The sequence below is a fragment of the Sphingobium sufflavum genome (assembly GCF_021403115.1).
GTDB lineage: Bacteria > Pseudomonadota > Alphaproteobacteria > Sphingomonadales > Sphingomonadaceae > Sphingobium > Sphingobium sufflavum.
On the sequence record NZ_JAJSSH010000031.1, the window covers coordinates 2,501 to 5,971 of the forward strand.

The window sequence follows — 3,471 nt, forward strand, 5'->3', positions numbered from 1 at the left end:
ACTGTGGGTCTGGCCGTATGCAAGGGTCAGGTCCAGCATTGTCGTTGGTGGTGTGGACTCTCAAGCGTGAGGTAAGAGCATCTGGTGGATGCCTTGGCATGTACAGGCGATGAAGGACGTGGCACGCTGCGATAAGCGTGGGGGAGCCGTGAGCAGGCTTTGATCCCGCGATTTCCGAATGGGACAACCCACCTTCACCATTTAATCTCGACCCAGCCGCAATGCTGGAGCGGGGTTAAATGGGGGAGGTATCACTAAGCTGAATAAAATAGGCTTTGGTGAGGCGAACCCGGAGAACTGAAACATCTCAGTACCCGGAGGAAAAGACATCAACCGAGATTCCGTTAGTAGTGGCGAGCGAACGCGGACCAGGCCAGCGCCTCATTCTAAACAAGCAGAACACTCTGGAAAGTGTGGCCATAGCGGGTGACAGCCCCGTATGCGAATGTGAGGAATGAGGACTTGAGTAGGGCGGAGCACGTGAAACTCTGTCTGAACATGGGGGGACCACCCTCCAAGCCTAAATACTCGTACATGACCGATAGTGAACCAGTACCGTGAGGGAAAGGTGAAAAGCACCCCGATGAGGGGAGTGAAACAGTACCTGAAACCGGATGCTTACAAGCAGTGGGAGGGCCCTTGAGGCCTGACCGCGTACCTCTTGCATAATGGGTCTGTGACTTAGTGTATCATGCAAGCTTAAGCCGTTAGGTGTAGGCGCAGCGAAAGCGAGTCTGAATAGGGCGACTGAGTATGATGCATTAGACCCGAAACCCGGCGATCTATGCATGACCAGGTTGAAGGTGGGGTAACACCCACTGGAGGACCGAACCGTTCAATGTTGAAAAATTGTCGGATGAGTTGTGCTTAGGGGTGAAAGGCCAATCAAGCCGGGAAATAGCTGGTTCTCCGCGAAATCTATTGAGGTAGAGCGTCGAATGATTGCCGTTGGGGGTAGAGCACTGGATGGATGCGGGGGTCGCGAGATCTACCAACTCTAACCAAACTCCGAATACCAACGAGTCTAGTTCGGCAGACAGACGGCGGGTGCTAAGGTCCGTCGTCAAAAGGGAAACAGCCCTAACCTACAGCTAAGGTCCCCAAGTCATCACTAAGTGGGAAAGCATGTGGGATTTCCAAAACAACCAGGAGGTTGGCTTAGAAGCAGCCATCCTTTAAAGAAAGCGTAACAGCTCACTGGTCTAAATAAGAGATCCTGCGGCGAAGATGTAACGGGGCTAAAGTGATGCACCGAAGCTTAGGGTGTGATCGTTTACGATCACGCGGTAGCGGAGCGTTCCGTAGGCCGATGAAGCCGTCTGGTAATGGACGGTGGAGGTATCGGAAGTGCGAATGCAGACATGAGTAGCGATAAACAGGGTGAGATGCCCTGTCGCCGAAATCCCAAGGGTTCCTGCTTAAAGCTAATCTGAGCAGGGTAAGCCGGCCCCTAAGACGAGCCCGAAGGGGGTAGTCGATGGGAACCACGTTAATATTCGTGGGCCTGGAGGTGTGTGACGGATGGTGTAACTTGTTCGGGCTTATTGGATTGCTCCGGGCAGGGAAATCGTCCCAGGAAATAGCCCCTCCATATAGACCGTACCCTAAACCGACACAGGTGGGATGGTAGAGTATACCAAGGCGCTTGAGAGAAGTATCCTGAAGGAACTCGGCAAATTGCCTCCGTACCTTCGGAAGAAGGAGGCCCCATATATGCGCAAGCACTTATGGGGGGCACAGGCCAGGGGGTAGCGACTGTTTAGCAAAAACACAGCACTCTGCTAAGTCGGCTTCAAGACGACGTATAGGGTGTGACGCCTGCCCGGTGCCGGAAGGTTAAGAGGAGGAGTGCAAGCTCTGAATTGAAGCCCCGGTAAACGGCGGCCGTAACTATAACGGTCCTAAGGTAGCGAAATTCCTTGTCGGGTAAGTTCCGACCTGCACGAATGGCGTAACGACTTCCCCACTGTCTCCAGGATATGCTCAGCGAAATTGAATTCTCCGTGAAGATGCGGAGTACCCGCGGTTAGACGGAAAGACCCCGTGCACCTTTACTGCAACTTCAGAGTGGCATTAGGAAAGAGCTGTGTAGCATAGGTGGGAGGCTTTGAAGCATCGTCGCCAGATGATGTGGAGCCATAGGTGAAATACCACCCTGCTGTTTTCTGATGTCTAACCTCGTACCGTTATCCGGTACAGGGACCCTCTGTGGTGGGTAGTTTGACTGGGGCGGTCGCCTCCTAAAGAGTAACGGAGGCGCGCGATGGTGGGCTCAGGCCGGTTGGAAACCGGCTGTTAGAGTGCAATGGCATAAGCCCGCCTGACTGCGAGACTGACAAGTCGAGCAGAGACGAAAGTCGGTCATAGTGATCCGGTGGTCCCTCGTGGAAGGGCCATCGCTCAACGGATAAAAGGTACGCCGGGGATAACAGGCTGATGATTCCCAAGAGCTCATATCGACGGAATCGTTTGGCACCTCGATGTCGGCTCATCACATCCTGGGGCTGGAGCAGGTCCCAAGGGTTTGGCTGTTCGCCAATTAAAGTGGTACGTGAGCTGGGTTCAGAACGTCGCGAGACAGTTTGGTCCCTATCTGCCGTGGGCGTCGAAATTTGAGAGGAGTTGACCCTAGTACGAGAGGACCGGGTTGAACATACCTCTGGTGTACCTGTCGTTCCGCCAGGAGCGCAGCAGGGTAGCTATGTATGGACGGGATAACCGCTGAAAGCATCTAAGCGGGAAGCCTCCCTCAAGATAAGATTTCATCGAGCCGTGGAAGACCACCACGTTGATAGGCTGGATGTGGAAGTGCGGTAACGCATGGAGCTAACCAGTCCTAATTGCTCTTTTCGCGCTTTGAGAGTCCCACCATCAACGACAACGCTGGGTAACCAGCTCGTCGCTGACGGTCATGGATATTGATAACGCAACGCCCGATTACATGCACGGATACCCAAAACATCCTGCACATAGTGCATCGATTGAAAACCCGAACCTTAGCTACTGCGCCTGCTTCATTGCTTGGTGACCATAGCGTCTGTGACCCACCCGATCCCATCTCGAACTCGGCCGTGAAACCAGACCGCGCCGATGGTACTATTGCTTAAGCACTGGAAGAGTAGGTCGTCGCCAGGCATTGAAGCCGGCGCAGCAGCCAAAGGCACGGATATAAACCCATTCACACATAGGGCGGCCCCATAACGGCCGCCCTTTTGTCGTTCTGGCGCTTTATAGCCCAGAACAACCGTCGGCCAACAAGGCCCAGTGTCGCGGGATGGAGCAGCCCGGTAGCTCGTCAGGCTCATAACCTGAAGGTCGTAGGTTCAAATCCTACTCCCGCAACCACTGTTATGGAACTACATACGCCGCCCTCCGGGGCGGCGTTGTCGTTTGTGGCGTAGACCACCAGATCCGCCGCGTTCGCGACAACCTCCGCCTCAGGGCCATTGGCGCCGTCGGGACGGACGTTGG

General features: G+C 54.5%; 1 tRNA gene and 2 rRNA genes. All 3 read left to right on the top strand.

Features of this window, described 5'->3' with window-relative positions:
- Window positions 1-62 precede the first annotated feature (62 nt).
- The 3 genes from LWE61_RS20455 to LWE61_RS20465 all read left to right on the top strand — a co-directional run bounded on the left by LWE61_RS20455 (window position 63) and on the right by LWE61_RS20465 (window position 3,345).
- Window positions 63-2,859: ribosomal RNA gene (locus tag LWE61_RS20455) — 23S ribosomal RNA — on the top strand.
- A gap of 161 nt (window positions 2,860-3,020) precedes the next feature.
- Window positions 3,021-3,135: ribosomal RNA gene (gene rrf, locus LWE61_RS20460) — 5S ribosomal RNA — on the top strand.
- Between the two features lie 133 nt (window positions 3,136-3,268).
- Window positions 3,269-3,345 (top strand) — tRNA-Met (locus tag LWE61_RS20465).
- Window positions 3,346-3,471: the final 126 nt, after the last annotated feature.